We start from the raw sequence: 1,739 nt of genomic DNA on the forward strand, positions 1-1,739 counted from the left end.
TCAATGGGTGCCACTTCATCTTGAACAAAGCGCTCAGGTTGATCATGTTCAAGCGTAAGTGCCAAATCCGGTGCTTCAACTGCTTCTGGTTCAGCAGGAGCTGCGTCGGAAGGAGCAATCGTATCATCGCTCTCTTCACTCAGCGCCGCACGCAGTTTGGCAAGAACTGCAAGCGGATCAACAATCTCTTCGGCTTTCTTGGCATCAACACTGCGGATAACCCCAAATCCACGCAGTCCGTCATACTCACCGTTCTTTGTCTCTACCGGTTGAGCGGAGAGATCCAGAGGAACAACTTTGTTGAGTTACAGGCAGGCCAAAGCACAGTCGCGCCGGTAATCGCGCGCTGTTTTTTGATAGCCTTGGAAATCGCAGGCACCTTGCCCATTTTCAGCTTTTTGCGGACAGCATCAAACGGCAAGCCGATCAGCGCGGCATCCTGTGGGCCCAAAAGCTCGGCGAACTCCTTCGAGAAGCTGCGAAAGCAACCGTTTCGGTCCAGCTCCCAGGTGAAGCGGATCGGCCGTTGTCGGCGTTTAAAGACAAAGTCAGCCACGAGCTCGGTCCTTACTCTGAAGGTTTCCCAAGAAGGGGTTGGTTGAGAAACGCAATCTACTCTCTTTCACAGGCACCAAGGCACAATGCGGGCGGTGCTATCAAATGATATCTGGTTTGAAACGGGCATGTAAGCGACTTCAGCGGTTTTGCTGTAAGCTTACTAAAGAAACCTGCCTCAATTTATCAGGGGTATATTTTCCCAATTATAGCCCCACCCTAACTTATCTGTAAGCTTTGAAAAACCAGAGCTTGCCTTTCATGGCAACCCACCCACCGGCATTTTCAAAAGCTAAATCCTGATAAAGGCTTAGACTTTAACAAATGAAGGCTGAAGTTCGCATCTGTCAATTCCAATAGAAGCGACCTGCTCAATTATTCACCCCCCAATCCTTGTATACTTAAGGTACCGTAAACTGCGGTGCTCGTCTAAGCTCCTATTTTCTTTCCCTATGGTTAAGTATAGCATTGCCACACCAGAGTAAACGAGTTGCAAATAGGGGAGGGAATAGGCCCTTTCTGCACGACCAACAGAACCTTAATCACGAAGGGTGGAGGCTTGAGCATGGTAGATACAAAAGTTCCTTTTGAAGTTTCAGATCAAATGCGCGAATTTGCTGATCGAAGCATCGATCAGGCACGCAAGGCTTTTGATCACTTCATGGATGCAACCGAAAATGCGGTCAGCAGCATGGAAGATGCCTCAAGCACAATGCAGGAGGATTCCTCCGATATGCACCGCCACGCCCTCGCGTTTGCAGAGCAAAACGTAAACTCGGCATTCGAGCTCGCACAGCGCATGTTTCAGGTTAAAGATATGGAAGAGCTGGTGAGCCTTCAGCAAGAGTATCTGCACAAACAGATGGAACAGACTGGCGCTCAAATGCGTGAGATGGGCGAGAAAGCCTCTCGCACAGTCAAAGAAGTCGCCAAGAAAGCCGGTGATTTTTAAGGGCTGTTTCGGAGCTGAGTCTCCCTCTAATAAAAGCAGAGAATGAGGCGTATCCTCGCCTCGTTCGTGGTGTGCCTCTAAAACTTCTCGCTGCAAAGCTGAGATTTGCACCGCCAGAATAAAAAAGTTTTCTTCTTCCAATCAGCAGCTTAAGTGAAATTGCATTTGCTGCACTGCAAAATAATGTTGCAATGCACAAAATAGCTCCTATATTAGTCTCAAGTTGACCTAA

2 protein-coding genes are annotated in these 1,739 nt (G+C 48.5%); one reads left to right on the forward strand and one right to left on the reverse strand.

The genetic code is table 11. The features are described from left to right. Positions 1 to 262: 262 nt before the first annotated feature. On the reverse strand, positions 263 to 556 hold the full coding sequence (locus PJE062_RS25655; protein ID WP_008553151.1) for a hypothetical protein: 294 nt from the start codon (positions 554 to 556) through the stop codon (positions 263 to 265). A gap of 564 nt (positions 557 to 1,120) precedes the next feature. On the opposite strand from PJE062_RS25655, the gene PJE062_RS25660 reads away from it, so the two are divergent. Further along, a complete protein-coding gene (locus tag PJE062_RS25660; protein WP_008553159.1) occupies positions 1,121 to 1,507 on the forward strand; it encodes a phasin family protein in 387 nt (128 codons plus the stop codon). Positions 1,508 to 1,739 lie beyond the last annotated feature (232 nt).

The organism is Pseudovibrio sp. JE062 (assembly GCF_000156235.1).
In the GTDB taxonomy this organism is placed as follows: Bacteria; Pseudomonadota; Alphaproteobacteria; order Rhizobiales; family Stappiaceae; genus Pseudovibrio.